We start from the raw sequence: 10,887 nt of genomic DNA on the forward strand, positions 1-10,887 counted from the left end.
TCCCGGCAGGGAACGAAAGGAGGGTGGACCACCAACGCAAAAACCAAAACCCAAACCAAATATCAACACTCCACAATATTCACCGCCAACCCCCCCCGCGCCGTCTCCTTGTACTTCGTCTTCATATCCGCCCCCGTCTCGCGCATCGTCTTGATCACGGAGTCGAGGGAAACATAATGCGTGCCATCCCCCCGCAACGCCATGCGCGCCGCATTCACCGCCTTCACCGACGCCATCGCATTGCGCTCGATACACGGAATCTGCACCAGCCCGCCGACGGGGTCGCACGTGAGCCCCAGGTTGTGCTCCATGCCGATCTCCGCCGCGTTTTCGACCTGCGCAGGCGTGCCGCCAAGCACCGCTGCCAGCGCACCCGCGGCCATCGAGCACGCCACGCCGACTTCCCCCTGGCAGCCGACTTCCGCGCCTGAGATCGACGCGTTCATCTTGTAAAGCATGCCGATTGCGCCGGCGGTGAGCAGGAAATCCACAATGCCGTCGTCGTTCGCGCCGGGCACGAAGCGGTCGTAGTAATGCATCACGGCCGGGATGATGCCGGCTGCGCCATTGGTCGGCGCCGTGACGACGCGCCCGCCCGCGGCGTTCTCTTCGTTCACGGCAATCGCATACAGGTTCACCCAGTCGATGACCGACAGCGGGTCGGACAGCGTACGTTCGGCCTGCACCGTGAGTCGTGAATACAACTCGGCAGCACGGCGACGCACGTGGAACGGGCCCGGCAGTTCGCCCTCGGTGCGGCAGCCGCGCGCCACGCACGCCTGCATCACGTGCCAGATGTTGAGCAAGCCGGCGCGCACTTCGGCTTCGGTGCGCCACGTCAATTCGTTTTCGAGCATCAGGCGGGCGATGGACTTGCCCGTCGATTCGCACATCGCCAGCAATTCCTTGCCGCTGCGGAACGGATGCGGCAACTGGTCGTGCGCGGCCAGCACTTGCGTATTCGGCGCACCGGCCGTGACGACAAAGCCGCCGCCCACCGACAGGTAGCGCGCCTCGCGCAGCCGCTCGCCGGCCGCATCGAAGGCATGGAACTTCATGCCGTTCGGGTGCTCGGCCATCGCCTCGCGGCGATAGAAGGCGATGTGCTCCTTCTCGGTGAAGCGCACCGGGTGGCGGCCCAGCAGCGACAGCGACTGCGAGGCGCGCAGCGCCGCCAGCTTGTCTTCGATGGTGTCGGGGTCGATGGTGTCCGGCGCCTCGCCCATCAGCCCGAGGATGACGCCGCGATCGGTGCCGTGGCCCTTGCCGGTGGCGCCGAGCGAGCCATACAGCTCGACGCGCACGCTGGCAACTTGCGGCATCAGGCCGTCGGTTTCGAGGCCGGAGGCGAACATCAGCGCGGCGCGCATCGGCCCGACGGTGTGCGAGCTGGACGGGCCGATGCCGATCTTGAAGAGGTCGAAAACAGAAACAGCCATGGGGTAAGGCTCCGGGGGCGGCGTTTTGCAAAAGGGGCGAGTCGGCTTGTGGCCGCCCGCACTCGGGTTGTTCAGATGCAAACGGCCGCCCCGTGGTGCGAGGCGGCCGCCTGAGGGGCGGCGCGATGGCAATCGCGCTGGGTCGCCGGCTTCAGTCTTGCGCGTACTCGCTCATCGGCACGCAGGCGCAGAACAGGTTGCGGTCGCCGTAGACGTTGTCGGCGCGGCCAACCGGCGGCCAGTACTTGCGTGCGCGCAGCGATGCCACCGGATAGGCGGCCTGCTCACGCGTGTACTTGTGCGACCAGTCATCGGCCATCACCACGGCTGCGGTGTGCGGCGCATGCTTGAGCGGGTTGTCTTCGCGGTCGAATTCGCCCGAGATCACCTTGTCGACTTCGCCGCGGATGGCGATCATCGCGTCGATGAAACGGTCGAGTTCCACCTTCGGCTCGCTTTCGGTCGGCTCGATCATCAGCGTGCCCGGCACCGGGAAGCTCATCGTCGGTGCGTGGAAGCCGAAGTCCATCAGCCGCTTGGCGATGTCTTCGTTGCTGATGCCCGATTCCTTCTGCAGCGGACGGATGTCGAGAATGCACTCGTGGGCCACCAGGCCGTGCGCGCCCGTGTACAGCACCGGGTAGTACGGCGCGAGACGCTTGGCCACGTAGTTGGCCGACAGGATGGCCGTCTCGGTGGCGGCGGTCAGGCCCGCGGCGCCCATCATCGCGATGTACATCCACGAGATCGGCAGGATCGACGCCGAGCCGAACGCCGACGCCGACACGTTACCGATGTTTTTGCTCGCGTCTTCACCGGAAGCCGCGCGCCCCGGGAGGAACGGCGCGAGGTGCGCACCCACGGCCACCGGACCAACGCCCGGGCCGCCGCCGCCGTGCGGAATGCAGAACGTCTTGTGCAGGTTCAGGTGCGAGACGTCGCCGCCGAAGTGGCCCGGCGCGGCGGTGCCGACCATGGCGTTCATGTTGGCGCCGTCCACGTACACCTGGCCGCCGTGGCTGTGCACGATTTCGCAGACGCGCTTCACGCCTTCCTCGAACACGCCGTGCGTGGACGGGTAGGTGATCATGATCGCCGCGAGGTTCTTGCTGTGTTCGGCCGCCTTCTTCTCCAGGTCGGCCAGATCGACGTTGCCGCGCTCATCGCAGGCCACGACGACCACCTGCATGCCGGCCATCTGCGCCGATGCGGGGTTCGTACCGTGCGCCGACGACGGGATCAGGCACACGTTGCGGTGCGCTTCGCCACGGCTGGCGTGGTAGGCGTGGATGATCAGCAGACCGGCGTATTCGCCCTGCGAGCCGGCATTCGGCTGCAGGCTCACGGCGGCGTAGCCGGTGGCGGCGCACAGCATCTGCTCGAGCTGGTCGATCATCTCGCGGTAGCCGACAGTCTGGTCGGCGGGCGCGAACGGGTGGATGTTCGAAAACTCGGGCCACGTCACCGGCAGCATTTCTGCGGTGGCGTTGAGCTTCATCGTGCACGAGCCCAGCGGGATCATCGTGCGGTCGAGCGCGAGATCCTTGTCGGCGAGACTGCGCAGGTAGCGCAGCATTTCGTGCTCGGAGTGGTGCGCGTTGAACACCGGGTGCGTCAGGTACGCGCTCTGGCGGATGAGCGAGGCCGGATACGCATCGGCGACGCCCGCTTCGGTCTGGTCGAAGTCCGGCGCGCTCGCGTGGGCGGCATGCGCGAAGACTTCCCACAGCGCCACGACATCGGCGCGCGTGACGGTCTCGTCCAGCGAGATGCCCAGTCGCGCGTCGTCGATCTGGCGCAGGTTGATGCCGCGCGCCTGCGCAGCGATGTGCAGGTTGGCGGTGCGCGGGCCGGTGGCGACGGTCAGCGTGTCGAAGAAGGCATCGGCTTCCAGCGTGTAGCCGATCGCGCGCAGGCCGGCGGCCAGCGTGGCGGTCAGGCGGTGCACGCGCTGGGCGATGCGCTTCAGGCCTTGCGGGCCGTGGTAGACGGCGTACATCGACGCCATCACGCCCAGCAGCACCTGCGCGGTACAGATGTTCGAGGTGGCCTTCTCGCGGCGGATGTGCTGCTCGCGCGTTTGCAGCGCGAGGCGGTAGGCCGGGTTGCCTTGCGCATCGATCGTCACGCCGACCAGTCGGCCGGGCATCGAGCGCTTGAACGCATCGCGCACGGCCATGTAGCCGGCGTGCGGGCCGCCGAAACCGAACGGCACGCCAAAGCGTTGCGTGTTGCCGATCACCACGTCGGCGCCCCATTCGCCCGGCGCAGCCAGCAGCGTGAGCGCCAGCAGGTCAGCCGCGGCCACGACCAGACCGCCGGCGGCGTGCACGGCATCCGTCAGCGCTTGATACGTCGCCAGATCGCCCAGCAGCGCACCGTTGGCGCCCGGGTATTGCAGCAGCACACCGAACGCGTCGTGCTTGGCAGCGTCGGCCGCCGGCCCGGTCACCACTTGCACGCCGATCGGCTCGGCGCGGGTGCGCACGACTTCCAGCGTTTGCGGCAGCACGTCGTCGGCCACGAAGAACACGGTCGACTTCGACTTGCCGATGCGCTGCAGCAGCGTCATGGCTTCAGCCGCGGCGGTCGCTTCGTCCAGCATCGACGCATTGGCGATGTCCATCGCCGTCAGGTCGATCACCATCTGCTGGAAATTCAGCATCGCTTCCAGGCGGCCCTGCGAGATTTCCGGCTGATACGGCGTGTAGGCCGTGTACCAGGCGGGGTTCTCGAGGATGTTGCGCAGGATGACGCCCGGCGTGTGCGTGCCGTAATAGCCCTGGCCGATCAGGCTCTTGACCACGCGGTTCTGCCCCGCGATGCCGCGCAGCTTGGCGAGCGCTGCTTCTTCGGTCAGCGGCTGCGTGAATTCACCCAGCGGCATGCCGTCCTGGCGGCGGATGGCCGGCGGGATCACGGCGTCGATCAGCGCGGCGCGGCTGGTGTAGCCGAGCGTGCCGAGCATGGCGGTCTGCTCGTCGGCAGACGGGCCGATGTGGCGGTGCGCGAAGGCGTCGCGCGCCTCCAGGTCAGCCAACGTCGGGCGTTCGGCGGCAAGCGCCGAGGAAGCGGGGTGCGGAGCGTTCATGGCAAGGGCTCGAAATTCAGGCAAAGCGCCGACGTGCGGGTCAGGCACATCGGCTTGGGTGACCGGCTTAGCCGATCTTGGCTTCGTAATCAGCAGCCGACATCAGGGCGTTCACGTCGTCGGCGTTGGTCGGCTTGATCTTGAACAGCCAGGCGTCGTAGGCGCCTGCGTTCACGGATTCCGGTGCGCCGGCTGCGTCGGCGTTGTTGGCGATGATCTCGCCCGAGACGGGGGCGTAGATGTCGGAGGCAGCCTTGACCGATTCGACCACGGCAATCGCTTCGTCCTTGGCGACGGCGCGACCGGCTTCCGGCAGCTCCAGGAAGACGATGTCGCCCAGCGCGTCCTGCGCGAAGTCGGTGATGCCGATGGTCAGCGTGCCGTCGGCTTCAACGCGGATCCACTCGTCGTGTTCGGTGTACTTCAGATCGGCGGGGACGTTGCTCATGAAAGGTTTCTCCGGAAGATGGATATTGGGGAATGCAGATGCGGTGTTCAGCTGACCAGCGCCTTGCCATTGCGCACGAACGGCAGTTTAACCACAGTCGCGGTCAACTTGCGGTCGCGAATTTCGACCTGTACGTCGGTGCCGATGGCCACGTCCTTGGGCAGGCGCGCCAGTGCAATGGACAGCGACAGGCTCGGGCTGAACGTGCCGCTGGTGATCTCGCCGTCACCGGCGGCGGTGATGACTTTCTGGTGGGCGCGCAGCACGCCGCCCTTGTCGCGCAGGATCAGGCCCACGAACTGTTCGCGCTGGCCGCCCGCTAGCAGCGCGGCCTTGCCGGTGAAGTCGCGTTCGCTTTGCAGGTCGACCGTCCAGGCGAGGCCGGCGTCGAGCGGCGAAACATGCTCGTCCATGTCCTGGCCGTAGAGATTCATGCCGGCTTCCAGGCGCAGCGTGTCGCGCGCGCCCAGGCCTGCCGGGCGCACGCCGGCCTGCAGCAGGCGCTCCCAGACGCCCGCGATCTGCGAGGCGGGCACCACCAGTTCGAAACCGTCTTCACCGGTGTAGCCGGTGCGGGCCACCATGACCTCGCCTACGTTTTCCACGGTGACGAAGCCCGCATTGAACGGCTTGAGCGCATCGCCCACGGCCTGCGTGCCGGGCAGCGCGGCGTAGGTCTTGGCGCGCGCGTTCGGGCCCTGCACGGCCAGGATGCCCAGCGGCTCAGCGCCCGCATTGTTGTCGGAGCGGCGCGGCGTGATGGTCACGTCGGTGCCGGCGGCGGCGTTCTGCGCGACGATCCACTCCAGGTCGGTCGGTGCCGTGCCGGCGTTGACCACCAGGCGGAACCAGTCTTCCCGGAAGAAGTAGACGATCAGGTCGTCGATCACGCCGCCCTTGGGGTTCAGCATGCAGCTGTAGAGCGCCTTGCCGGGCGTCTGCAGCTTGTCGACGTTGTTGGCGAGCAGCCCACGCAGGAAATCGCGCACGCGCGCGCCCGTGAGGTCGACCACGCACATGTGCGAGACGTCGAAGATGCCGGCATCTTGGCGCACGGCGTGGTGCTCTTCGATCTGGGAGCCGTAGTTGACGGGCATGTCCCAGCCGCCAAAGTCGACCATGCGGGCGCCCAGCGAGCGGTGGATGGCATTGAGCGGCGTGTGTTGGAGCGTCATGGAATCTCTCGGCTGAGTGCGCCGCCGTGGCTTGGGCGCGGCGCATGGATCGGGAACCAGAAAAGCAAAAAGGCCACCCGCGCAGCCTGATCCCTCATGGTGACGCCATGAAGATCAACAAGCTGCGCAGATGGCCCCTCTGTCCTTGGTACCTGAGAGATTGCGAAGCGGTGCGCATAGCGGTGCGCGCCGTTCGTGAGCCCCTTCGGTGGGCGCCCGCAGTGGTCGTGCGGCGCCAGCTCTCCAGAGTGCGGTCGGACGCATGTCCGCCGATCCGCCCGGTCCTGGATGCCTGAGAGTTTTCGGGTGCTACCCCTTCGGCGGCGCCTTGCCATGTACGGCGGGCACGCTCTCCCGGATGGATGGGCGGAATTTACGGAAGGGGGATGGGATTGTCAATTGGGGGGGACTTGGCGGTTTCGGGTTGGGGGGAGGAGGGTTGGCTTTTTTTGTGCTGGTGGTCCATCCTCGTTTCGTTCCCTGCCGGGACCGACCTACTTTTCTTTGTCTTGCCAAAGAAAAGTAGGCAAAAGAAAGGCGCGCCCGAGATGGCGAAAAGATTCCTTGAATTTATGTCGCAGGGAGGGGAAGGGAAAAACTCGCTTCGCTCAGACAGTTTCCCTTCCTTTTTCCTCCCTGCAACAGAAATTCAAGGCGCCATCTAGGGCAGGAAAGTCAAAGGACAAAGCCACACCCTCGGGGCGCAAGCCCAAACGAAAAGGCCAACCTCGCGACGGGTTGGCCTTTTTCTTTTGACGTTGAGCCCTTGATGGCGCCTTGAATTTTCGTAAGCGGGCGGAAAAAAGGTGGGGAACTGTCTGAGCGAAGCGAGTTTTCCCCACCTCCGCCCGGTTACGCAAATTCAAGGGATGGGTCGCCATCTCGGGCGCGCCTTTCTTTTGCTTACCTTTCTTTGGCAAGACAAAAGAAAAGTGGGTCGGTCCCGGCAGGGAACGAAAGGGGGGTGGACCACCAACACAAAAAAACAAGTTGCATATCTAACCATCATCCCCTACCATCCACCTCACCATGTTCGACCACTGCCTCTACTTCAACACCACTGCCCTGGCCCGCAAGCTCGACCGCGTCTGGGCAGACGCCTTTGCGCCGTTCGATCTCACGCCGCCGCAAGGCTTCATGCTCCGTGCGATCGTCGATCGCCCGGGCATGCTGCAAAGCGAGTTGTCGGAAGCCATGTCGGTCACGCGCCCCACGGCAACGCGCGCGCTGGATGGGCTGGAAAGCAAGGGCCTGATCGAACGTCGCAAGACGGAAGCCGACGGCCGCGAGACCGCCATTTTCCCGACGCCGGAAGCCGTCAAGATCGGTGCGGCGTTGAACGAGGCCAGCGGCGCCGTCACCGCAAGGTTGAAGCGCGTGCTGGGCAGTACCGAATTCACCGATACGGTGACGAAGATCCGAGGTGTGCGCTCTACCCTGACATGAGCGTCCATTTTTTTTGGCCATGTAGTTGCATTGCTAACTAACAGGAGAAACCATCATGCCCATCCTCAACGTCAAAGTCAGCGCCAAACGTTCTGCAGAAATGACGCAGAAGATCGCCGGCACCTTGCTCGAACTCACCTCCCGCATCCTCGGCAAGGACCCGAAGGTCACGGCCATTGCCATCGACTATGTCGACCCGGAAGACTGGATCGTCGGCGGGCAGACGCTGGCCGCACAAGGCAAGAACAGCGTCTATTTCGACATCAAGGTGACGGACGAAACGAATACCAAGGCCGAGAAGGCGCAGTACATCGCCGCGGCGTTCACGGCCTTTGCCGAGCTGCTCGGCAATCTGCACGAAGAGAGCTATATCTATGTGCAGGACGTTCGCGCCGCAGCTTACGGCTACGGCGGCAAGACGCAGGAATACCGCTACCAGCACGCGTAAATGTGCCGGCCGCACCGCTCCCCACCCAACAACGATCAGGTGACATCATGAACCGCATGAGCGCTTTCTTCGCGGCCAGTTGGCTGGCCGCCGCGTTGCTGTACTTTGGCCAACATTCGTTGCCGCTGACCGCGCTCTCGGGCGTGGTGTTGCTGGCCGGCTTCGATCTGCTGCGTCCGTGAAGCTTCAGCGGGTGCGGTGCTGCGCCCGGTATTGCAGCGGACTGCAACCGCGGCCGGCAGAAAACGCGCGGCTCAGTGCGCTGACGCTGCCGTAGCCGCATTCATCGGCAATGTGATCGAGCGGCTGCCGGCCGGTTCGCAGCAGAAACGCGGCCAGTTCCAGCCGCAGCGTCGCCACGTAGCGCCGCAGATTGCTGCCGGTGGCGACGGCAAAGCGGCGCGTCAAGCTGCGCTCGCTCATCGCTGCCTGGGCGGCCAGCTCCGCCAGCGTTGGGGGCGCTGCCAGTTCCCGTTCGACGATGTCCTGGATGGCGAGCACGGCCGCATCGCCGTGGCGCTTGAACTGAGCCGTCCACACGGCCATGTGTTCGTATGACGGCAGGGATTGCGTGAGCGCCGTGCGCAACATCCGCCGCGATGCGCCGGCCCCGCGGCAGTGATCGATGACGTACGCGCAGGCGTCCACGGCGGGGTTGATGCCGCTGACGGTGATGATGCGGCCATCCACCGCAAGCGGCCGGTCGGGCGTGTAATGCACGTCGGGAAAATGCCGTGCAAACCAGGCGCGCTCGCTTGCCAGCCCGGTCGCTCTACAACCATCCAGCAATCCAGCCTTGGCGAACAGCGGCGCCGCGTTCATGCCAACCACCAGGGCGCCAGCCTCATAGCGCCTGCGCAGCCACTCGGCGAGGCACGCTTCTTCCGCATCCAATGTCGCCTCCGGGGCGAACTGTGCGGGCACGATCACGACGTCGTAGGGCGCATCGGTCAGCGCGGCGGTGGCGGGCACAGGCATATCGCCAAAGCTTCGGACGGCCGCCCCATCGGCGGACAACACATCGATGTCGAAGAGCCGGCTGCCCATCACATCCACGCTGCGCGCCTGCATGGTGCCCGCCACCAGCAGCATCTCCTGGGTCAGAAACACGTAACCCGCAAACAGGCGCGGCGGCAGCAGGATGGCAATGCGCGCTCGCGTGTGCAAACCGGCGCGTTTGGAGGCAGCTTTCGGCTGGCGCTTCATATCAAGAAAGTGGCGATCCGGATCAACCGGAATTGTCGCGGCCTTGTTGAAATACGGCAACCCATCCGCCGCCCATTCCGGAGCCGCCATGATTGCCCGTACGCTGTTCGACGCTGAACACGACACCTTCCGTGAATCCGTCCGCCGCTTCATCGACGCCGAAGTCCTGCCCCACCACGAGCGCTGGGAAGACCAGGGCTACGTCGACCGCGCCATCTGGGAAAAAGCGGCCGCCGCCGGTTACCACTGCGCCAGCATGCCCGAGGCCTATGGCGGCGCGGGGGCCGACATCCGCTACAGCACGGTGCTGATCGAGGAGATTGCCCGCACGGGCGCCACGGGCCTGGGCTTCGGCCTGCATTCTGAAATCGTCGCGCCGTATCTGCTGCACTACGGCAGCGAGGCGCTGAAACAGCACTACCTGCCCAAGCTGGCGAGCGCCGAGATGATCGGCGCGATTGCCATGACCGAACCCGGCGCGGGCTCCGACCTGCAAGGCGTGCGCACCACCGCCACGCGCAGCAGCGACGGCAGCCATTACGTGCTCAACGGATCAAAGATCTTCATCACCAACGGCTGGCACGCGGACGTGGTGATCGTCGTGGCGCGCAGCACGCCCGAAGGCGGCGCCAAGGGCACGAGCCTCTTTGTCGTCGACACCAGCATGGACGGCTTCAGCAAGGGCAAGCGGCTGAAGAAGGTCGGCATGAAGGCGCAGGACACCGCCGAGCTGTTCTTCGACAACGTGCGCGTGCCGGCCGCCAACCTGCTCGGCGAAGAGCATCGCGGTTTTGCGTACCTGATGCAGGAACTGCCGTGGGAGCGCCTGCAGATCGCCATCGGCGCCATCGCTTCGGCCGAGGGCGCGCTCGAATGGACGCTGCGCTACGTGCGCGAGCGCCAGGCCTTCGGCAAATCCATCCTCGATTTTCAGACCGCGCGCCACGCGCTGGCAGAACTGAAAACCGAAGTGCAGATCGGCCGTGTGTTCGTCGACCAGTGCATCGCGCTCAAGCTGGCCGGCAAGCTCGATGCCGCCACCGCATCGATGGCCAAGTACTGGACCACCGACCTGCAATTCAAGGTGATGGACCGCTGCGTGCAGCTGCACGGCGGCTACGGCTACATGTGGGAATACCCCATCGCCCGCGCGTGGGCCGATTCTCGCGTGCAGCAGATCTACGGCGGCACCAACGAGATCATGAAAGAGCTGATCGCCCGCACCCTTTAACGAGCACGACCTTCAGGACGCAACGCTATGGAAGCCTATATCTACGACGCCGTTCGCACCCCGCGCGGCAAGGGCAAGAAGGACGGCAGCCTGCACGGTGTCACGCCGCTGCGCCTGGCCGCAACCGCACTGCGCGCCATCCGCGATCGCAATCAGCTCGACACGGCATTGGTGGACGACGTCGTGCTCGGCTGTGTGGAACCGGTGGGCGAACAAGGCGCGTGCATCGGCCGCGTGGCAGTCCTGTCCGCCGGCTATGCCGAGACGACGGCCGGCGTGCAGATCAACCGCTTCTGCGCCTCGGGCCTGGAGGCCTGCAACATGGCCGCTGCACAGGTGATGGCCGGGCAGAGCAACTTCGCCATCGGCGGCGGCGTGGAGAGCATGTCGCGCGTGCCGATGG

9 protein-coding genes, 1 pseudogene and 2 riboswitches are annotated in these 10,887 nt (G+C 65.5%); of the genes and pseudogenes, 5 read left to right on the forward strand and 5 right to left on the reverse strand.

Annotated elements, in window-relative coordinates; all coding sequences use genetic code 11:
• Nucleotides 1-62: 62 nt before the first annotated feature.
• The 4 genes from FUT88_RS23185 to gcvT all read right to left on the reverse strand — a co-directional run bounded on the left by FUT88_RS23185 (nt 63) and on the right by gcvT (nt 6,153).
• On the reverse strand, nt 63-1,439 hold the full coding sequence (locus FUT88_RS23185) for an L-serine ammonia-lyase (RefSeq protein ID WP_147218748.1): 1,377 nt from the start codon (nt 1,437-1,439) through the stop codon (nt 63-65).
• 151 nt (nt 1,440-1,590) lie between these two features.
• Nucleotides 1,591-4,530: an aminomethyl-transferring glycine dehydrogenase gene (gene gcvP, locus FUT88_RS23190; protein WP_147218750.1), complete on the reverse strand. Its 2,940-nt coding sequence runs from the start codon at nt 4,528-4,530 to the stop codon at nt 1,591-1,593.
• A gap of 67 nt (nt 4,531-4,597) precedes the next feature.
• On the reverse strand, nt 4,598-4,978 hold the full coding sequence (gene gcvH, locus FUT88_RS23195; RefSeq protein ID WP_147218752.1) for a glycine cleavage system protein GcvH: 381 nt from the start codon (nt 4,976-4,978) through the stop codon (nt 4,598-4,600).
• A 47-nt stretch (nt 4,979-5,025) separates the two neighbouring features.
• Nucleotides 5,026-6,153, reverse strand: a complete 1,128-nt coding sequence (gcvT, locus tag FUT88_RS23200; RefSeq protein ID WP_147218754.1) for a glycine cleavage system aminomethyltransferase GcvT — start codon at nt 6,151-6,153, stop codon at nt 5,026-5,028.
• A gap of 129 nt (nt 6,154-6,282) precedes the next feature.
• Nucleotides 6,283-6,410, reverse strand: a riboswitch (glycine riboswitch).
• A gap of 12 nt (nt 6,411-6,422) precedes the next feature.
• Nucleotides 6,423-6,520, reverse strand: a riboswitch (glycine riboswitch).
• Nucleotides 6,521-7,182: 662 nt separating this feature from the next.
• On the opposite strand from gcvT, the gene FUT88_RS23215 reads away from it, so the two are divergent.
• The 3 genes from FUT88_RS23215 to FUT88_RS26960 are packed head-to-tail and all read left to right on the forward strand — an operon-like array spanning nt 7,183 to nt 8,229.
• Nucleotides 7,183-7,599: a MarR family winged helix-turn-helix transcriptional regulator gene (locus FUT88_RS23215; RefSeq protein ID WP_027679670.1), complete on the forward strand. Its 417-nt coding sequence runs from the start codon at nt 7,183-7,185 to the stop codon at nt 7,597-7,599.
• Between the two features lie 55 nt (nt 7,600-7,654).
• On the forward strand, nt 7,655-8,047 hold the full coding sequence (locus tag FUT88_RS23220; protein WP_147218758.1) for a tautomerase family protein: 393 nt from the start codon (nt 7,655-7,657) through the stop codon (nt 8,045-8,047).
• Nucleotides 8,048-8,094: 47 nt separating this feature from the next.
• The gene (locus FUT88_RS26960; protein ID WP_004632518.1) at nt 8,095-8,229 is read left to right on the forward strand and encodes a hypothetical protein; all 135 of its coding nucleotides are present in this window, start codon (nt 8,095-8,097) and stop codon (nt 8,227-8,229) included.
• A gap of 4 nt (nt 8,230-8,233) precedes the next feature.
• Here the strand turns inward: FUT88_RS26960 and FUT88_RS23225 are convergent, their stop codons facing one another.
• On the reverse strand, nt 8,234-9,253 hold the full coding sequence (locus FUT88_RS23225) for a GlxA family transcriptional regulator (RefSeq protein WP_147218762.1): 1,020 nt from the start codon (nt 9,251-9,253) through the stop codon (nt 8,234-8,236).
• 88 nt (nt 9,254-9,341) lie between these two features.
• Between FUT88_RS23225 and FUT88_RS23230 the strand changes: the two genes are divergently transcribed.
• Entirely contained in the window at nt 9,342-10,484 is a 1,143-nt protein-coding gene (locus FUT88_RS23230) for an acyl-CoA dehydrogenase family protein (protein WP_147218760.1), read from the forward strand.
• 27 nt (nt 10,485-10,511) lie between these two features.
• Nucleotides 10,512-10,887, forward strand: a pseudogene (locus FUT88_RS23235) (acetyl-CoA C-acyltransferase); the annotation flags it as partial.

The organism is Ralstonia sp. TCR112, assembly GCF_007997035.1.
GTDB classification, from domain to species: domain Bacteria; phylum Pseudomonadota; class Gammaproteobacteria; order Burkholderiales; family Burkholderiaceae; genus Ralstonia; species Ralstonia edaphi.

Bases quoted from the DNA above. Each gene is read 5' to 3' on its own strand.
- FUT88_RS23230 (WP_147218760.1), top strand. From the start codon at position 9,342: ATGATTGCCCGTACGCTGTTCGACGCTGAACACGACACCTTCCGTGAA.
- gcvT (WP_147218754.1), bottom strand. From the start codon at position 6,153: ATGACGCTCCAACACACGCCGCTCAATGCCATCCACCGCTCGCTGGGC.
- FUT88_RS23220 (WP_147218758.1), top strand. From the start codon at position 7,655: ATGCCCATCCTCAACGTCAAAGTCAGCGCCAAACGTTCTGCAGAAATG.
- gcvH (WP_147218752.1), bottom strand. From the start codon at position 4,978: ATGAGCAACGTCCCCGCCGATCTGAAGTACACCGAACACGACGAGTGG.
- FUT88_RS23185 (WP_147218748.1), bottom strand. From the start codon at position 1,439: ATGGCTGTTTCTGTTTTCGACCTCTTCAAGATCGGCATCGGCCCGTCC.
- FUT88_RS26960 (WP_004632518.1), top strand. From the start codon at position 8,095: ATGAACCGCATGAGCGCTTTCTTCGCGGCCAGTTGGCTGGCCGCCGCG.
- gcvP (WP_147218750.1), bottom strand. From the start codon at position 4,530: ATGAACGCTCCGCACCCCGCTTCCTCGGCGCTTGCCGCCGAACGCCCG.
- FUT88_RS23215 (WP_027679670.1), top strand. From the start codon at position 7,183: ATGTTCGACCACTGCCTCTACTTCAACACCACTGCCCTGGCCCGCAAG.
- FUT88_RS23225 (WP_147218762.1), bottom strand. From the start codon at position 9,253: ATGAAGCGCCAGCCGAAAGCTGCCTCCAAACGCGCCGGTTTGCACACG.